Genomic DNA, 16,358 nt, shown 5'->3' on the forward strand with positions numbered 1-16,358 from the left:
ATATCGGTCGGGCGGCGTTCCGCGACCAGATTTGTCATGCCCGGCGACATGAGATTGATTAGGCTTCCTCCGGCGTGCAACTCTGCTCCACCCAGGTTGACGCCAATCTGAATATATTGTTTGCATATGAATGAACGCGTCGCAAGCGCTGGATTCTTTGGGAGGACGTATGAGCCACGGTCTGGAAGGCAAGAAGGTCGTCATCACGGCGGCAGGGCAGGGCATTGGTCGAGCGAGCGCAGAGCGTTTCCTGTCGCTCGGCGCGCATGTCTATGCGACTGATATCAACGAGAAGACGCTGTCCACGCTTGAGGGCGCCGAGAAGCACATTCTTAACGTACTCGATGGCGACGCTGTCCGAGCCTTCGCGACCGAGATTGGCCCGGTTGACGTTCTCTTCAATTGCGCCGGCTTCGTTCATGCCGGCACAATCCTGGATTGCGAGGAAAAGGACTGGGATTTCTCCTTCAACCTCAATGCCAAGGCGATGTATACGACCTGCCGTACTTTTCTTCCGGGCATGCTGGAGAAAGGCAAAGGGTCGATCGTCAACATGGCTTCGGTTGCTTCCAGCGTGAAGGGTGTTCCCAATCGCTTCGCCTACAGTGCATCGAAGGCTGCCGTCATCGGGCTCACGAAGTCGATCGCTTCGGATTTTGTGGCGAAGGGCATTCGCGCCAACGCCATCTGCCCCGGCACGGTGGATAGCCCGTCGCTGCACGATCGCTTGCGTGCCACGGGCGATTACGACAAGGCACTGAAGGATTTCATCGCTCGCCAGCCGATGGGACGCATTGCGACACCGGAAGAGATCGCTGCCCTTGTGACCTATCTTTCTGGCGACGAGGCAGGCTTTACGACCGGTCAGATCCATGTCGTCGATGGGGGCTGGACTGGCTGAGGCCATATTGCTCGCGCTGCCATCAAGCTGATATCAAAGGCAATCTTGCAGTACGCGCGCTCGCCTAAGAAGACGTGTGCGACCGGGGAAGTCACGGAATGGGGCAGGTTCGCAAACACATGGTCTTTGTCGTCGCCGTGGCCGCCGGGCTGGTGACGTTTCTGCTTTTGACCAGCCGGGAGGTCAATCCGCAAAACCTGATCGTCGCCTGGAACGTCAGTGCCATCGTTTTTACCGCGCTGACCTGGCGGCGAATGTTGCGCGCGAGTGTCGCGAGCATCCGCAAACGCGCTGAGGACCTCGATATTTCGGACGTCGTCCTGCTGGCGTTGTCAATTTTGGCTGCCGTCGCCAGTATCGCCGGCATCGCGCTCGAGTTGCACTTCGCCAAGGAAGCGGGACCGAGCGAAGCGTTGGCCCGGGCGCTGGTGGCGATCGTCACCATCCTGAATTCCTGGTTCTTCCTGCACACGCTCTTCACCGTTCACTACGCGCACCGCTACTATGGCGGTTCCCACAAAGGCGATGGACTGAAGTTTCCGGAGAGCACGAAAGAGCCGATCTATTGGGATTTTCTCTATTATTCCTTCACGATCGGCGTTGCCTCGCAGACGGCGGATGTCGCGACGACATCGGTGACGATGCGGAAGCTGACGCTGCTGCATTCCATACTGTCGTTTCTGTTCAACACGACGATCCTGGCGCTAGCCATCAATGTTGGGGCGAGTCTGCTCTAACCCCTTTGGCTGCGTGGAGGGGCGCACGGATTTGGGGTAGAAAGCAATCTCCTTCCCCAAAGGTTGCCGTCATGGAAGCGTTGCCGCGTCAGAGATTGTTGGTGCTTGCCGGCTGCGACGACGCTCGGCTTGACGATCTCGAGCAACGGCAGATCATCGGTCCCGGCGTGCATGGATACTCACTCAGCGATGTCAGTAGGCTCCGCCTGATCCTTGCTCTGCAGGACGCGGGCATCGGCCCTGACATTCTGGCGGAAGGGCTAAGAAGAAAAATCTTCTCGTTCGAATTCGCCAGTCAAGTGATGTTCGAACCGGTAAGCATGACGAGCGCATCGGTAGCAGACGAAGTGGCGGCTGGAACCGTCGACCTCGATACGTTGAACGGTCTCAGGGCCAGCGCAAGCTTGCCGCCGTTGTCGGCGGAGCGCTCACTTCGCGAGGACGATTTGGAGTTCGTCCGGCTTATCGCCGAATGCATGCAGCTTGGCGCCTCGGCTGCGGGAATGGAGCGTGTCTTGCGCGTCTTTGGGCATTCGGTCCGGCGCTGCGTCGAGACGATGCGCGACCTCTTCCGGGCCGAAGTCGAAGAGCCAATGCTGAATGCCGGCCTGAGTTACCATCACCTTCTGGAGATCTCCGCGGCCAAGCGTCTTGCTCTTCAGCGGATCGGCTTTCGGGTGCTCTTCCTGTTGCAACGACGAATGCTTGAAGAGGCTGTCTTCGACAATATCGTTGGCAGGCTCCAGGATGCATTGCGCGAACATGGTCTGGAGCCGGAGGACGAAGACAGCTTGCCAGCAGTCGCTTTTGCCGATCTGTCGGGGTTCACCGGATTGACGCATGAGATCGGTGATGCACCCGCCGCCGAGAAGGCCGCTCGTTTCGAGGCGATCGCGCAACGGCTTTCTTGCTCATTCGATGGACGGATCGTCAAGCCTTTGGGCGATGGAGTCATGATGCTCTTCCCCGACGCGGCTTCGGCAGTCGAGGCATCGCTATCCTTGGTGGAGCAAAGCCGTGAATGCGATCTTCCGCCTGTGCGGGTCGGTGTCGCGACGGGCCAGGTGGTACCGCGCGATGGCGATATTTTCGGGAGGACGGTCAATCTCGCGGCACGCGTTTCCGCAGTTGCCGGGCCGTCTCAAACTCTTGTCTGCCTGAATACGCGTACTGCCGCCGAAGCGGCAGTACGCGGTCTCGCCTTCCAGGGTCTGGGAGCTGTGTCCCTGAAAGGCTTCAAGGACTCTGTGCCTCTGTTTGCTGCCCAACGCAGAACGTGAGGCTAAAGCACAGCATTGCCGGCCATCAGCGCCAGAACCAGGAAGATCAGGAAGATCACCAGCGCGATGCCGAAAAGAACGCGCGCAATTGTCGCCGTCGCGGCCGATATGCCGGAGAAGCCGAAGAAACCGGCAATCAGCGAAATAACGAAGAATATAAGAGCCCATTTAAGCATGGATTTTTTCCTCTTTGTTCATCGCTTAGATGACGCAGCGCGAGGAAATTTGTTCCATACGCTCTTTTCCGCAATCCGCGGGTGCAGGTTGCGGATGCAGCGGAGGGCTTGTGGCGACGCCCTCGAGGAGCGTCGCCATTCCGTATGGGTCGTTACATCAGGCCCAATTGCTTGTAGAAACCAAGGGCATCGTAATAATCCGACTGCTGCTTGATCGCGTTGTTCTCGATGACGAAGACGGAGGCGCCGTCGAAGGAGAAGGACTTGTCAGTCGCCTTGGTCCCATCCGCCCAGGCGCCGCTGTTCTTTCCTGAAAAGGTCCACTCGAAGGAGACCTTGTTTCCGCTGACGATCGGGTCGCCACGCATCACCCATTTCAAGTCTGGTACCGCCGCCATGAAGCTGTCGATCACGGCAGCCTTGGCTTCTGCTTTGCCGACTGTCGGTTTGCCGACGGATGCGTCGTAGTAGCTGACCTTCTCATCGAAGTAGGAAGCGGCCTTGGTGGCATCATGCGCGTTCCATGCGGCGAGATACTGTTGGACGACCTCAAGCGGCGTCTGCTCGGCGGCATAGACCGGTGCGCCGCCAAACGTCGAGGCGAGGCATATGCCGCCAAAGGCGGCAAGAATGGTACGGCGTTTCATGTGGACTCCCCTTTGTACATTGTTCTGTTTTTGAATTGCGGCCGGACCGTCTGCCCAGCCGCGCGGATCAACCGTGGTTGATCATGACGTGGCGGACGGCCGTGTAGTCTTCCAACGCGTAGACCGACATGTCCTTGCCATAGCCGGACTGCTTTAAGCCGCCATGCGGCATCTCGTTGGTGAGCATGAAGTGAGTGTTGATCCAGGTGCAGCCATATTGCAGGCGGGCTGCCATCTTCATGCCGCGGCTGATGTCCTTGGTCCAGACCGACGAAGCGAGGCCGTAGTCGCTGTCGTTGGCCCAGGTGACGGCATCCTCGACTTCGGTGAAGCGGGTAACCGAGACGACGGGGCCGAAGACCTCGCGGCGAACAATTTCATCGTCCTGCGTGGCGCCGGCGATAACGGTCGGCGTGTAGAAGAAACCCTTGTCGCCGGAGGTCTTGCCGCCGGTGGTGATTTCCATGTGCTTGTGCTCGGATGCACGGGCAACGAAACTTTCGACGCGGTCACGCTGGCGTTTGGAGATCAGCGGGCCGATCTCGTTTTCAGTGTCATCAGCCTGGTTGAACTTGATCGAGGAGACGGCCGAGGAGAGGTCGGCGACGAACTTGTCGTAGACCTTCGCGTCGGCATAGATGCGGCAGGCGGCGGTGCAATCCTGGCCGGCATTGTAGTAGCCGAAGGTGCGGATGCCTGCGACCACGGCATCGATATCGGCGTCGGCGAAGACGATGACTGGGGCCTTGCCGCCGAGTTCCAGGTGGGTGCGCTTCACGGTTTTGGCGGCTGCCTGAAGCACCTTCTTACCGGTTGCGACGTCGCCCGTGATCGAGACCATCGAGATCTTCGGGTGGTTGATCAGCGCGTTGCCGACGCTTTCGCCGCGGCCGAGGATGACGTTGACGACGCCCTCCGGCAGGATTTCGGAGAGCAGCTTCGCCATCTTCAGCGCCGTCAGCGGCGTCTGCTCCGAAGGCTTGAAGACGACGGTGTTGCCACCGGCGATCGCCGGCGCCAGCTTCCAGGCCATCATCATCAGCGGGTAGTTCCAGGGCGCGATCGACCCGACGATGCCGACGGCATCGCGGCGGATCATCGAGGTGTGGCCGGGCAGGTACTCGCCGGCGACCGGGCCGTGCAGGTTGCGCACCGCGCCGGCGAAGAAGCGATAACAATCGACGATCGCGGGGATTTCGTCATTGAGCACGGCATTGATCGGCTTGCCACAGTTCAGTGCTTCGAGGGCTGCGAAGCCTGCGGCGTCCTTCTCGATCGCATCGGCGATCTTTAGGAGGTAGTTGGAGCGTTCGCCCGGCGTCGTCTGCGACCATTGCTTGAACGCGGCTTCCGCCGCGTCCACGGCGGCGTCGATCTGGCCAAGCGAGGCTTCCGGCAGGTCAAGCACTGTTTCACCCGTCTTCGGGTTCAGGATGTGCTCTTCCGTTTCCGTACCCGCTTCGAAGCGGGACCCAATCAGCATCGCGGTGTCCATTTTGTTCTCCCTTGTCTTTGAGGGGCGGGATGGGGGTTATCCCGCTTCCTGTTTATTTGCCGGCTCCGGCGACCTGGTCGCCGTCGCGAGTGAGGTAGTAGGCTGCCAGGATCGGCAGGAAGGTGACGAGCACGACGACCATCGCGACCACGTTGGTAACAGGGCGCTGGCGCGGGCGGATGAGTTCCTCGAGCATCCAGATCGGCAGCGTCGATTGCTGGCCGCCGGTGAAGGTGGTGACGATGACCTCGTCGAAGGACAGCGCGAAGGCGAGCATACCGCCGGCCAGAAGCGCCGTGCCAATGTTCGGAAGGATGACGTGCCGGAAGGTCTGGAAGCCATCGGCACCAAGATCCATCGACGCTTCGATCAGGGATCCCGAGGTGCGGCGGAAGCGGGCGACGGCGTTGTTGTAGACGACGACGACGCAGAAGGTCGCGTGGCCAAGCACGATCGTCCAGACCGAGAACGGGATGTCGAACAGGCTGAAGGCGGAGCGCAGCGCAATGCCGGTGATGATACCGGGGAGCGCGATCGGCAGGATGACCAGCAGCGAGATCGCTTCACGGCCAAAGAACTTCGTCTGGCTGACAGCGGCGGCGCAAAGCGTGCCGAGCACCAGCGCGATCGATGTGGCGATCACCGCGACCTGCACCGACAGTCCGAGCGCTGCCCAGACATCCGGGCGGTTCCAGGCGATCCCGAACCACTGCGTCGTCAGGCCCGGTGGCGGCCATTGATAGCTCTTCTCTTCTGTCGTGAAGGCGTAGACGAAGATCAGGAGGATCGGCAGGTGCAGGAAGAGCAGGCCGCCGCCGGCGGCGATCTTCAGGAGCAGCGGCGAACGCTGTGAGCGGTCAGAGCGCATCGAAGGCCCCCTGTTTCTTGGCTAGCCAGAGATAGATGGCCATGATGACGATTGGGACGACGGAGAAGGCGGCGGCGAGCGGGACGTTGCCAGCCGTGCCTTGTTGCGCATAGACCGCCTGGCCGATGAAGAGACGCGACGAGCCGATGATCTGCGGAATGATGTAGTCGCCTAGTGTCAGCGAGAAGGTGAAGATCGAGCCGGCGACGATGCCGGGCAACGCCAGCGGGAACAGCACCGTGCGGAAGGTCTGGCTCGGGGTGGCGCCGAGATCGGACGAGGCCTCGATGAGGTTGCCGGGCACGCGTTCGAGTGCAGCCTGTGTCGGCAGGATCATGTAGGGCAGCCAGACATAGACGAAGACGAGAAATGTGCCGAGATAGCTGACCGACAGCGAATTGCCGCCGACCACAGGAAGGTTGAGGACGCCGTCGAGCAGCCAGGACAGATACAGCTTGTCGAAGATCCAGGTCAGGATGCCTTCCTTCGCGAGGATGAGTTTCCAGGCGTAGATCTTCACGAGATAGCTGGACCAGAGCGGCAGCATCACACCGAGATAGAACAGCGCCTTCCATTTGCCCTGCGCATAGCGGGCTGCATAATAGGCGATCGGAAAGGCGACGACGGCTGAGGCCAGCGTCACCAGCGCCGCCATGATGATCGTGCGGATGATGATGTCGAAATTCGTCGGGCTGAGGAGCTGCGCGTAAGTCGCCAGCGTGAACTCATAGTTCACCAGGCCGGAGAAATCGTCGATCGAGAAGAAGCTCTGCAGGAGCAGCGCAATCAGCGAGCCGATATAGATGATGCCGAGCCACAGCAGGGGCGGCGTGAGCATCAAGAAAAGCAGCAGCTTCGGGTGCCGCCAGAAGGCGTCGGACAGCCCGCCGAAGAAACCGCCGCGACCGGGTAGGATCGAGGTTTCGCGCAGTTCGGCCGGCTTCGTCAGTGCAATGGCGGTCATGCTGCGTTATCCATGTAGTGCACGTCGACCCGCTGCCAGGCGAGGCGGACGTTCGCGCCGACATCAGGCACGTTGGCGCCGGCGGGCAGCATCACGTGCAGGCGCGTGCCTTTGGCGGCGACCGTCAGACGGGTTGCGGCCCCCAGGAAGCTTGCATTTTCGACGCGCGCCTCGACACCTTCGTCCGCGACATGGATCGCTTCGGGACGGAGGCTCGCCCAGCGTTTTTCGCCGCCGAGCGCGGTCATCAGGTCGGGCGCAATGACATTGGAGGAGCCGACAAAATCGGCGACGAAACGAGTTTTCGGGCGGCGATAGATATCGTGCGGCGTGCCCTCCTGGACGATGCCTCCATTGTTAAAGACGGCGACGCGGTCGGCCATCGACAGCGCCTCACCCTGATCGTGGGTGACGAAGATGAAGGTGATGCCGAGCGCACGCTGCAGGCTCTTCAGCTCCTCCTGCATCTGCTCGCGCAGCTTCAGGTCGAGCGCGCCTAGCGGTTCGTCGAGGAGGAGCACCTTCGGCTTGTTGACAAGAGCGCGGGCGAGCGCAACGCGTTGCCGCTGGCCACCGGACAGTTGACCGGGCTTGCGTGCGCCATAGCCGGGAAGCTTCACCAGCTCCAGCGCCTGTTCGGCGGCTTTGGTGCGTTCGGCCTTACCGACGCCCTTGACCATCAGGCCGTAGGCGACATTGTCGAGGATATTGAGGTGCGGGAACAGCGCGTAGTCCTGGAAGACGGTGTTGACGTTGCGGCGATAGGGCGGAATGCCCTCGGCCGTTTCGCCAAAGATTTCGATGTGGCCGCCCGTCGGCTGTTCGAAGCCGGCGATCAGGCGCAGGCAAGTGGTTTTGCCGGAACCGGATGGGCCAAGCATGGCGAAGAATTCGCCCGGCGCAATTTCGAGATCGACGCCATCGACGGCGCGGACCTGGCCAAAATGGCGCGAGACCTTTTGGAAACGGACGGCGGGGGTCATGGTAAGCTCCGGAATGTCGTGTTTGTTTTGACTTCTTCGCAGTGGGAAGAAGGTGGCCCAAAAGGCTCTAACGAGGGGGCAACCCGGCGTTCCGTCATCGCGCCCCCGCGCTGACGTCCGCTCTTTTGTTCGGTTGTCCCCTCGTCTGCCCTCGCAGGGCGTCTCTCCCCGAGTGAGGAGAAGACGAGGTTGCGGATGAAGTTATCGTCCGCCGATTACGCCGATGTAGTCAGAGACCCAACGGTGATAGGGTACGCACTCATTCTGCGTCGTGCACTTCGCAGTCGGCGTTCTCCAGAACTTGATCTTGTCGAAGTGGTCGTAGCCGTTGGTTGCGCAACCTTCGTCGGTCAGCAGTTCGTTGCCCTTGCAGGCGGCGGGAACCGACGGCACGGCGCCGAACCAGGCAGCGGCGTCGCCCTGGACCTTGGCCTGCAGCGAATGCTCCATCCACATGTAGGCGCAGTTCGGATGCTCGCTGTCGACGTGCAGCATGGTCGTGTCAGCCCAGCCGGTCGCCCCTTCTTCCGGGAAAGTCGAGGCGATCTTCTGCTTGTCGGCCTGCATCAGGTTGACCTGGAACGGCCAGGAGCCGGAGGCGACGACGCCTTCGTTCTTGAAGTCGTCGATCTGGATCATCGCGTCGTGCCAGTAGCGCGAAACGAGCTTGCGCTGGCCGCGCAACAGCTCGATCGCAGCCTTGTACTGATCTTCGTTCAGCTCGTAGGGATCTTTGATGCCGAGTTCAGGCTTGTGGGCCATCAGGTAAAGGGCGGCATCGGCGATATAGATCGGGCCGTCATAGGCCTGGATGCGCCCCTTGTTGGATTTGCCGTCCGGAAGCGTTTCTTCCTCGAACACGACCTTCCAGCTGGTCGGTGCCTTACCCTTGAAGGCGTCGGTGTTGTACATCAGCACGTTCGGTCCCCAGAGATAGGGAACGCCGTAGTGGACGTCCTTGACGGTGTACCAAGGGCCCTTCTGCAGGCGGGGGTCGACGTTCTTGAAGCTCGGGATCAGATCGGTGTTGATCGGCTGGACCCGCTTGCCGGCGATCAGCCGAAGCGATGCATCGCCGGAGGCGGTGACGAGGTCGAACCCGCCTTCGTTCATCAGCGAGACCATTTCGTCCGAGGTCGCGGCCGTCTTGACGGAGACCTTGCAGCCGGTTTCCTTCTCGAAGCTGGTGACCCAGTCGTAGCTCTTGTCGCTTTCGCCGCGTTCTATGTAGCCCGCCCAAGCGACGATGCTGACCGCACCTTCGCCCTTGCCCAGTGCCTTCAGCGGTTCGGCGGCCGCGACCTGCGTCACGAAGCTCAGGCTCGCGACGGCAGCCGTGCACGATTTCAGAAGATATTTCATCTGATGTCTCCCGGTTTTGCCACTTTTCGTGGCGTTATGTTCCCGGTTAGAAAAGTGCGCCGAATTCTCCGGTTTCGCAAATTCATTTATCAGAAAGCCGATATCGGAATTTCCGATATCGCGACCAATCGTCAACGCGGCCGACCGGACCGCAGCGCTTCGGCTATGCCGACGAAATCGCGCGCCGCTTGCGGCAGGCTCGACCCCTTGCGCCAGACCATGCCGACCTGCACGACTGGCAGCGAGCCGGACACGTCGCGGCTCTCGATTCGATCGCCTTCGAGCGACCAGGGGCGATAGACGAGATCAGGCAACAGTGCCACCCCGGCGCCCGTCGCGACCAGGCTGCGAACTGCTTCCACCGAGCGCGTGCGGAAGGCAACATGCGGACGGGCACCGAGCGCCGACAGCAGTTTGCCGGTGTTTTCCTCGATTTCGTCGACGGTCAGCATAATCAGCGGTTCGCGGGCAATGTCGGCGACGGAAATGATGTCCGCGGAAACGAGAGGATGGCCCATGGGCAGCCACAACCGATAAGGCGACGTTTCCAGGATTTCGGCCTGCAGGGCCATGCGGTCACGCAGGTTGGAAATGACCATGACAGCCACATCGAGCTCGCCGCCGACCAGCAGATGTTCGAGATAGCCGCCATTGTCCTCGATGGCGCTGACTTCGACGCCCGGGCAGGCGCGGCGATAGCGGGCCAACAGGTCTGAGAGCACGTAGCCGGCAACGAGCGAAGTGACGCCGATGTTGAGCGTGCCTGAAAGCTCGTTCTGCTTGCCAGAGAAGCTGGTGCGCGCATCAGAGACGCTTGCGAGGATCTTGGTCGCATGCCGCAGGAACTGATGGCCGTTGTGAGTGATCGTCAGGCCGCGCGGATGGCGCTCGAAGAGCTCGACCCCAAGGTCGGTTTCCAGTTCCTTCAACGCCTCCGTAACCGAGGATTGCGAGATCGAAAGGTTCTGCGCGGCACGCGTTACGGAGCCTTGTTCGGCGACGGCGACGAAATACTGGATCTGGCGAAGCGTGAAGGCCATGCGCCGTTAGAGCATGGCCGCGAGGACGTTGGCAAGCATCGGGAAAGCTTGGACCTTTTTTGGTACTAATCCCATACTGACGCAAACTTGGAGGTCGCGTTTAAGTATTCGGAAACGTCATTTCTCTAGCGTCGAAGCCACTCGTATTGCGTTGGAGCTTGTTAATGGCGGAGCAGTTGGCGTGAGGGCCTTACTGCGCATCTTCCGGCCTTCCCGGAAATTGGTGTTTATCATCGCTGGCGTCGCTCTCCTTGGGGGCGTCTCCGGCGGTGCCGCTGTTTATATCGGCAAGGACAATATCCTCGGTCCCTCCGTCGAAGCAAGCATGGGCTGACCTGCACCGACGTCAATCTCGTTACCATCAAGAAGCAGAACCGCGTCTGGATCCGCAAGTATATCAAGACCGAACCGACCGACGGCATGATGCGGGTCAAGACTGCGCTTCGCGTGGCAAAAGCGATTTACGATGCGCAGAAACCCGATCTCGTGCAGGTCGTGGTTCTCGATACTAACGGACCGACGTTGCGCTCGGACATTCGCGGTCGGGCGATCGGCGCCGACGTCGTCTATATCCCGCATCCCGATTCCGTGCTCGAAAGCGCGGACGCCAAGACCTATACCGCGCGCTACTACGATGGAAAGGCTGCCGCGAATGGACTCTTCTTCGGCGAGCGCGTCGATCTGCCGGAGGACGAGATCACCGCGATGAATGCGTCCTTCAGGGACTATACGGACTGTATCGATCCGATCGCCGTTGCTGCCACGAAGGGCGGGGAAGGCGAGGGCAAGAAGGGCGGAAAAAACGGCGAGGCGAAGGAAGAGAAACCGGCGGAAGGCGGTGAGCATGGTTCCGCGCCGGCCGAAGAACCCGCCGCGGCGGAAGCCGCGCCTGCTGCCGGCCACTAACAGACTTCAACAAAAAGGCGGCAAGCCCGGGGCTGCCGCCTTTGTCTATTCCGCATAAACCGGCTCAGTCAGCCTTGCTGCGGCGAGCCGGGAAGAGGATGACGTCGCGAATCGACGGGGCGTTGGTGAGCAGCATGATCAGGCGGTCAACGCCGATGCCGAGGCCACCTGCGGGCGGCATGCCCTGGTCGATCGCATCGAGGAATTCGTCGTCCAGCTGCTTTTCCTTTTCGCCGCGGGCATGCGCCTGCTCCAGCTGCTCGACCATGCGGCGGCGCTGTTCTTCCGGATCGTTGAGCTCCGAGAAGGCGTTGCCGAGTTCCCAGGCGTTGCAATAGGTCTCGAAGCGCTCGACGAGGCGCGGCTCGCCCGGTACTTCCTTGGCGAAGGGCGAGATGTCCTTCGGGAAATGGGTGACGTGGCTCGGCTGGATGAGCGTCGCTTCGACCTTCTCTTCGAAGATGAAGGCAAGGCATTCGCCCCAGGTCCAGTCCTTCTCGACCGCGAAGCCGGCAGCCTTGGCGGCTGAACGGGCTTCCTCATCCGTCTTCATGGCGAGGAAGTCGAGACCGGTCACTTCCTTGACGGCATCGGGCATCGGCACGCGCTTGAACGGACCCTTGAAGGAGATCGTCTTGTCGCCGAAGGGGAAGTCCGTCGTGCCGTGGATCGACAGCGCGATGCTTTCGAACATCCGCTCCACGAGGTCCATGATGTCCTCGTAGTCGGCATAGGCCCAATAGCACTCCATCATCGTGAATTCAGGATTGTGCCGTGTCGAGACGCCTTCGTTGCGGAAGTTGCGGTTGATCTCGAACACCTTGTCGGTGAGGCCGGAGACCAGCGTGCGCTTCAGGAACAATTCCGGAGCGATGCGCAGATACATATCCTGCTTCAGCGTGTTGTGGTGCGTCTTGAATGGGTCTGCCGTGGCGCCGCCGTAGACCGAATGCAGCATTGGCGTTTCGACTTCCATGAAGCCGTCGTTTTCCATGAAGCGGCGGATGCCGGAAACGATCTTCGAACGCTGCTGGAAGCGGAGCTTCGATTCCTCGTTGGTCATGATGTCGAGGTGACGCTTGCGATAGCGGATCTCGATGTCGGAAACGCCATGCCACTTCTCCGGCATGGGGAGCAGCGACTTGGTCAGCATGGTGATTTCGCGGGCGTTGATCGACAGCTCGCCGCGCTTGGTGCGACGCACGGTGCCTGTTACACCAATGATGTCGCCGATATCGATCATGCCGAGCATGTTGCGGGCTTCTTCCGGCGTCACGTCCTTGTGGCTGAAGATCTGGATCTTGCCGCCGGCGTCATGGATATCCATGAACATGCCTGAATTGCGCGAGGAATAGACGCGACCGGCAACGGTCACGACATCCTGCGTTTCAACGTCAGCTTCGAGATCCTTGTACTTCTCCGCCAGTTCGGCATTCGTGATCGTCCGGTGGAAATGCGCCGGATAGACGTCGCCGATCTGTTCGCGCAGCAGCTTCAGCTTCTGGGCGCGGACTTCTGTTGCGTCGGAGGACAGGGTCGCTGTTTCAGTCTTTTCGGTCATGATGCAAACGTCCGGTTCAGTTCTTCGGGCCGACGAGGGAGGCGACTGCCTGAGAGGCCAGTTTCAGCCTCTGGCGCACGACGGAGCGACCGAGGATCGCCATGGAGTCGAACAGCGGCAGCGAGCGCGACGAGCCTGATACGGCAACGAAGAGCGGGGCCACGATGACCTTCAGCTTCTTGCCCATGCGATCGGCAATCGCGCGCAGTTCGGCTTCGATTGTTTCGACGTTCCATTCCAGGATCTTTTCGAGATCCGGCTGCACGGTGTTGAGGATCTCGAGGATCTCTTCCGGCGGCGACTTGATCTTGGCGAAAGCCGAGGGGTCGACACCGAGATCGGACTTCAGCAGGAAGCCCGCGAGATCAGGCAGTTCGCCAAGCTTGGAGATACGCGACTGCGACAGGCGCAGGCCGGCCTTCAGACGATCGTTCTCCATCGCCCAGTCGAGCACGCGGGCCTGGAATTCTTCTTCCGACAGTTTCTCGCGGATCCAACGACCGTTCAGCCAGTCGAGCTTCTGGATGTCGAAGATCGCGCCGGCCTTGGAAAGGTTCTCAGGATCGAACTTCTCGGAGAGCTCGTCCATATCAAGCAGTTCTTCGCCTTCGGCGATCTGCACGAAGAACAGGCCGAGGAAGTTCATCAGCGCTTCCGGAATGTAGCCGAGAGCGGAGTAATAGGAGATCGACGTCGGGTTCTTGCGCTTCGAGAGCTTCGACTTGTCGGCATTGCGCATCAGAGAAAGATGCATGAACACCGGCTGTTCCCAACCGAAATAGCGGTAAAGCAGGATGTGCTTCGGTACCGAAGCCAACCACTCTTCGCCGCGGGCGACATGGGTGATCTTCATCAGATGGTCGTCGATGACATTCGCCATGTGATAGGTCGGCATGCCGTCGCCCTTGATCAGGACCTGCATGTCGACCGAATCCCACGGAATGCTGACATCGCCATAGACGCCGTCGGTGAAGTCGCAGGAGCCCTCGGTCGGGATCTTCATGCGGATGACCGAGCCCTCGCCAGCGGCCATCTTGGCGCTGACCTCTTCGGCGGAGTATTTCAGGCAAAGACCGTCATACTTCGGCGCCTTGCCGGCGGCGCGCTGCTCTTCGCGCATCTTTTCAAGACGCTCGGGCGTGCAGAAACAGCGGAAGGCATGGCCCTTGTCGAGCAGTTCCTGGCCGTAGGGCGTGTAGATGTCCTTGCGGTCGGACTGACGGTAGGGGCCGTAGGGGCCGCCGATGTCGGGACCTTCCTTCCATTCAAGGCCGCACCATTTCAGCGCGTCCAACACTTTCGTCTCGAATTCCGGTGTCGAGCGCGTAGCATCGGTGTCTTCGATGCGCAGGATGAACTCGCCGCCGTTCTTCTTGGCGAAAAGATAGTTGAAGAGTGCGATGTAAGCAGTGCCAACATGCGGCTCGCCGGTCGGCGAGGGAGCAATGCGGACGCGGACGCCGGAAGCTGTCATTTTTATGTGCCCGTCAAATGAATGCCGGACGGCTTTTCCTGAGAAAGCGACGTTCGGCCGGAAAGAATGCAGATAACTGGATCAGGAAACCGGCCGGAAAAGGGCACTGCCCCCGTTCATCCGCCGATTGCCCATTTGGCTGGCCTTAAGGCCATATTCGACCGCGCGCGTCAAGGAAAATGGGCAGTTGGGTCAACGAACCGGCCAGACGTACAGAAGAACCGGTACGCTGACGAGGACGATGATGAAGGACAGCGGCAGGCCGAGGCGGGGGTAGTCGCTGAAACGATAGCCGCCGGGACCGAAGACCAGCGTGTTGCATTGGTGGCCGATCGGCGTCAGGAAATCGCAGCCGGCCCCGATGGCGACCCCCATCAGGAAGGCTTCCGGTCTATAGCCGAGGGTGTGGGCAAAGCTCGCCGCTATCGGCGCCATGACCAGGACAGTTGCGGCGTTGTTGAGGAACGGGGTCACCGCCATGGCGGTAATGACGATCAGCGCCAATGCGCCGAAGGGCGGCATCTGGGCCGCAAAATGGCCAAGCCACCCGGCAATCAGATCACTGCCGCCGGTCGTTCGCAATGTGTCGGAGACGGGGATCAGGGCGGCAAGCATGATGAGGATCGGGCCGTCCACCGCCTTGTAGACCTCGGCGAGAGGGACTGCCCGGAAAACCACCATCGCCAGCGCCGCGCAGAAGAAGGCGACCGAAACCGGAACCATTCCGGCCGCCGTCACTGCCATGGCAATCCCGAGGATCAGCAGCGGCACGTAGGCCCTGCGTGGCGTCCCAAGCATGATCTCGCGCTGCGCCAACGGAAGACAGGAGAATTCCTGCAGGAAGGCCGGCAGGTTTCGACGGCTGCCCTGCAACACAAGAACGTCGCCGGCGCGCAGCGTGACTTCGCTCAGCCGTTCCGTCAGCCGGTGGCCGTGTCGGCTGACCGCAAGCAGGTTGATGCGCCGGCGGTTCCAGAGCGAGAGCTGGCGCGCGGACCAGCCGATCAGCATGGACTCGGAGGAGACCACTGCTTCGATCGAAGTCACGTCACCTTCCGTCTTTGCCTCGGGGATCGGCTTGCCTGAAAGCTTGAGCTTGGCGTTGGAAACGACGCGGTCCAAGGCTTCAGGACGCCCCTCCAGCAGGATCGTGTCGCCTGGCTTCAGGAGAATATCGGGGAATGGCGAGAGGCGCGAATGCCCGCGAAGGATCGCGGTTGCGACCACTTCGCCATCTCCGAGCTGCAGGATTTCGTTAAGCTTCTTGCCTTCGAAGCCGGAGCCTTCGACCACCGTTGCTTCGGAGAAATAGTTCTTCAAATCCAACGCTTCCTCAAGCGATGGGTTCTCGTTCTGTCGCTCGGGAACGAGCCAGTGGCAAAAGATCAAGAAGACGATACCGACCAGAGCAAGCGTCGCGCCGACGGGTGTGAAGTCAAACATCGTGAAGGGTGTTCCGGTGATTTCGCCGCGAAGTCGCGAGACCACGATGTTCGGTGAGGTGCCGATCTGCGTCATCAACCCGCCGAGAAGCGCGGCAAAGCTCATCGGCATCAGGTAGAGCGACGGCGACCTCCCGCTCTTTCGGGCAAACTGGAAGGCGACCGGGATCATGATCGCCAGCGCGCCGATATTCTTGATGAAGGCCGATAGAACCGCAACGACGATGAGCAGCAAGGCGAGCTGCGCGTGTGGCTTGGTCAGGTTGGGGAACAAGCGCTTGATCGTGCTGTCGACGATGCCCGAACGCGCCACACCGGCACTGACCACGAGCGCACTGCCGACGATGATGACAATATCGTCGCTGAAGCCGGAAAATGCCTTGTCGAAAGGCACAATGCCGACACAGATGGCCAGCACCAAAGCGCAACATGCAACCAGATCATAGCGAAACCGGTCCCAGATGAAGACCGCCATCATCAGGCCGATGACGCCGAAGGCGAGTATCTGTTGGGTCGTCATGC

Annotated in this window: 14 protein-coding genes and 1 pseudogene; 4 read left to right on the top strand and 11 right to left on the bottom strand. The window is 60.6% G+C overall.

Annotated elements, in window-relative coordinates; genetic code table 11:
• Positions 1 to 169: 169 nt before the first annotated feature.
• From FHX16_RS12765 to FHX16_RS12775, 3 genes are all read left to right on the top strand, one after another.
• Positions 170 to 901 carry an SDR family oxidoreductase gene (locus FHX16_RS12765; RefSeq protein ID WP_183862456.1) on the top strand — a complete coding sequence of 244 codons (732 nt, stop codon included), beginning with the start codon at positions 170 to 172 and terminating at the stop codon, positions 899 to 901.
• Positions 902 to 999: 98 nt separating this feature from the next.
• On the top strand, positions 1,000 to 1,638 hold the full coding sequence (locus FHX16_RS12770; protein WP_246712609.1) for a DUF1345 domain-containing protein: 639 nt from the start codon (positions 1,000 to 1,002) through the stop codon (positions 1,636 to 1,638).
• Positions 1,639 to 1,709: 71 nt separating this feature from the next.
• The gene (locus FHX16_RS12775) at positions 1,710 to 2,918 is read left to right on the top strand and encodes an adenylate/guanylate cyclase domain-containing protein (protein ID WP_183862454.1); all 1,209 of its coding nucleotides are present in this window, start codon (positions 1,710 to 1,712) and stop codon (positions 2,916 to 2,918) included.
• Between the two features lie 2 nt (positions 2,919 to 2,920).
• Here FHX16_RS12775 and FHX16_RS12780 read toward each other — a convergent pair whose 3' ends face one another.
• The 8 genes from FHX16_RS12780 to FHX16_RS12815 form a co-directional block, all read right to left on the bottom strand.
• Positions 2,921 to 3,094: a DUF1328 domain-containing protein gene (locus FHX16_RS12780; RefSeq protein ID WP_183862452.1), complete on the bottom strand. Its 174-nt coding sequence runs from the start codon at positions 3,092 to 3,094 to the stop codon at positions 2,921 to 2,923.
• 152 nt (positions 3,095 to 3,246) lie between these two features.
• Positions 3,247 to 3,741, bottom strand: a complete 495-nt coding sequence (locus FHX16_RS12785) for an ester cyclase (protein ID WP_183862450.1) — start codon at positions 3,739 to 3,741, stop codon at positions 3,247 to 3,249.
• Positions 3,742 to 3,808: 67 nt separating this feature from the next.
• A complete protein-coding gene (locus FHX16_RS12790) occupies positions 3,809 to 5,236 on the bottom strand; it encodes a gamma-aminobutyraldehyde dehydrogenase (protein WP_183862448.1) in 1,428 nt (475 codons plus the stop codon).
• A 52-nt stretch (positions 5,237 to 5,288) separates the two neighbouring features.
• Entirely contained in the window at positions 5,289 to 6,104 is an 816-nt protein-coding gene (locus tag FHX16_RS12795; protein WP_183862446.1) for an ABC transporter permease, read from the bottom strand.
• The gene (locus FHX16_RS12800; protein ID WP_183862444.1) at positions 6,094 to 7,068 is read right to left on the bottom strand and encodes an ABC transporter permease; all 975 of its coding nucleotides are present in this window, start codon (positions 7,066 to 7,068) and stop codon (positions 6,094 to 6,096) included. Before FHX16_RS12800 ends, FHX16_RS12795 begins: the two co-directional genes overlap by 11 nt.
• The gene (locus tag FHX16_RS12805) at positions 7,065 to 8,051 is read right to left on the bottom strand and encodes an ABC transporter ATP-binding protein (protein ID WP_183862443.1); all 987 of its coding nucleotides are present in this window, start codon (positions 8,049 to 8,051) and stop codon (positions 7,065 to 7,067) included. The genes FHX16_RS12800 and FHX16_RS12805 overlap by 4 nt, the downstream gene beginning before the upstream one ends.
• 201 nt (positions 8,052 to 8,252) lie before the next feature.
• On the bottom strand, positions 8,253 to 9,413 hold the full coding sequence (locus FHX16_RS12810; RefSeq protein ID WP_183862441.1) for an ABC transporter substrate-binding protein: 1,161 nt from the start codon (positions 9,411 to 9,413) through the stop codon (positions 8,253 to 8,255).
• A gap of 131 nt (positions 9,414 to 9,544) precedes the next feature.
• Positions 9,545 to 10,453, bottom strand: a complete 909-nt coding sequence (locus tag FHX16_RS12815) for a LysR family transcriptional regulator (protein WP_114714357.1) — start codon at positions 10,451 to 10,453, stop codon at positions 9,545 to 9,547.
• Between the two features lie 181 nt (positions 10,454 to 10,634).
• Between FHX16_RS12815 and FHX16_RS12820 the strand changes: the two are divergent.
• A pseudogene (locus FHX16_RS12820) lies at positions 10,635 to 11,359 on the top strand (hypothetical protein).
• Positions 11,360 to 11,423: 64 nt separating this feature from the next.
• Here the strand turns inward: FHX16_RS12820 and lysS are convergent.
• The 3 genes from lysS to FHX16_RS12835 all read right to left on the bottom strand — a co-directional run bounded on the left by lysS (position 11,424) and on the right by FHX16_RS12835 (position 16,356).
• Complete coding sequence (gene lysS / locus FHX16_RS12825; protein WP_259128608.1) at positions 11,424 to 12,920, bottom strand: lysine--tRNA ligase; 1,497 nt, start codon at positions 12,918 to 12,920, stop codon at positions 11,424 to 11,426.
• A 16-nt stretch (positions 12,921 to 12,936) separates the two neighbouring features.
• Positions 12,937 to 14,394 carry a glutamate--tRNA ligase gene (gltX, locus tag FHX16_RS12830; protein WP_183862435.1) on the bottom strand — a complete coding sequence of 486 codons (1,458 nt, stop codon included), beginning with the start codon at positions 14,392 to 14,394 and terminating at the stop codon, positions 12,937 to 12,939.
• Between the two features lie 192 nt (positions 14,395 to 14,586).
• Positions 14,587 to 16,356, bottom strand: a complete 1,770-nt coding sequence (locus FHX16_RS12835) for an SLC13 family permease (protein ID WP_183862433.1) — start codon at positions 16,354 to 16,356, stop codon at positions 14,587 to 14,589.
• Between the last annotated feature and the right edge of the window lie 2 nt (positions 16,357 to 16,358).

It is taken from the genome of Rhizobium sp. BK661 (genome assembly GCF_024808825.1).
GTDB lineage: Bacteria > Pseudomonadota > Alphaproteobacteria > Rhizobiales > Rhizobiaceae > Rhizobium.

Excerpts from the sequence above, each read along its gene's own strand:
- FHX16_RS12790 (WP_183862448.1), bottom strand. The coding sequence starts at position 5,236 with ATGGACACCGCGATGCTGATTGGGTCCCGCTTCGAAGCGGGTACGGAA.
- gltX (WP_183862435.1), bottom strand. The coding sequence starts at position 14,394 with ATGACAGCTTCCGGCGTCCGCGTCCGCATTGCTCCCTCGCCGACCGGC.
- FHX16_RS12800 (WP_183862444.1), bottom strand. The coding sequence starts at position 7,068 with ATGACCGCCATTGCACTGACGAAGCCGGCCGAACTGCGCGAAACCTCG.
- FHX16_RS12785 (WP_183862450.1), bottom strand. The coding sequence starts at position 3,741 with ATGAAACGCCGTACCATTCTTGCCGCCTTTGGCGGCATATGCCTCGCC.
- FHX16_RS12835 (WP_183862433.1), bottom strand. The coding sequence starts at position 16,356 with ATGACGACCCAACAGATACTCGCCTTCGGCGTCATCGGCCTGATGATG.
- FHX16_RS12765 (WP_183862456.1), top strand. The coding sequence starts at position 170 with ATGAGCCACGGTCTGGAAGGCAAGAAGGTCGTCATCACGGCGGCAGGG.
- FHX16_RS12775 (WP_183862454.1), top strand. The coding sequence starts at position 1,710 with ATGGAAGCGTTGCCGCGTCAGAGATTGTTGGTGCTTGCCGGCTGCGAC.
- FHX16_RS12780 (WP_183862452.1), bottom strand. The coding sequence starts at position 3,094 with ATGCTTAAATGGGCTCTTATATTCTTCGTTATTTCGCTGATTGCCGGT.
- FHX16_RS12815 (WP_114714357.1), bottom strand. The coding sequence starts at position 10,453 with ATGGCCTTCACGCTTCGCCAGATCCAGTATTTCGTCGCCGTCGCCGAA.
- FHX16_RS12805 (WP_183862443.1), bottom strand. The coding sequence starts at position 8,051 with ATGACCCCCGCCGTCCGTTTCCAAAAGGTCTCGCGCCATTTTGGCCAG.
- FHX16_RS12795 (WP_183862446.1), bottom strand. The coding sequence starts at position 6,104 with ATGCGCTCTGACCGCTCACAGCGTTCGCCGCTGCTCCTGAAGATCGCC.
- FHX16_RS12810 (WP_183862441.1), bottom strand. The coding sequence starts at position 9,413 with ATGAAATATCTTCTGAAATCGTGCACGGCTGCCGTCGCGAGCCTGAGC.
- lysS (WP_259128608.1), bottom strand. The coding sequence starts at position 12,920 with ATGACCGAAAAGACTGAAACAGCGACCCTGTCCTCCGACGCAACAGAA.
- FHX16_RS12770 (WP_246712609.1), top strand. The coding sequence starts at position 1,000 with ATGGGGCAGGTTCGCAAACACATGGTCTTTGTCGTCGCCGTGGCCGCC.